The sequence below is a fragment of the Arachnia propionica genome, from assembly GCF_003932785.1.
Taxonomy (GTDB): domain Bacteria; phylum Actinomycetota; class Actinomycetes; order Propionibacteriales; family Propionibacteriaceae; genus Arachnia; species Arachnia propionica_B.
This window is the reverse complement of the sequence record NZ_RQYT01000167.1, coordinates 1-339: the sequence shown is the minus strand read 5'-3', so window position 1 is coordinate 339 and position 339 is coordinate 1. Positions and strand designations below refer to the sequence as shown.

Annotated in this window: 1 protein-coding gene; it reads right to left on the bottom strand. The window is 64.9% G+C overall.

Annotated features, from left to right (window positions below; all coding sequences use genetic code 11):
* The coding region (locus EII35_RS15680; protein ID WP_221739820.1) for a hypothetical protein at window positions 1-325 on the bottom strand (325 nt) is incomplete at its 3' end.
* Between the last annotated feature and the right edge of the window lie 14 nt (window positions 326-339).

Sequence of the window (339 nt, the reverse complement as noted above, 5' to 3'; positions counted from 1 at the left end):
TCTCATCGATCTTGTACCCCGGCTTCGCCGTGGCCTTCACCACGACGGTCACCGTCTGACCCTCGGTCTTGATCACGGGCTGGCCGTACTCAACACCCTCGGTCTCCGGGATGGTCACGGTCGGATCGGTGGGAACCTCCGAACCGGGCAGGCAGACACCCGGGGTCACCGTCGGGGCAACCGGAACCACGGTCTTCGTGCACGGAGCGGCCTCACCGGTCCAGGTGAACACAACCTCACCGTTCACGACCGACCAACCCTCAGGCAGCTTCGTCTCATCGATCTTGTACCCCGGCTTCGCCGTGGCCTTCACCACGACGGTCACCGTCTGACCCTCGG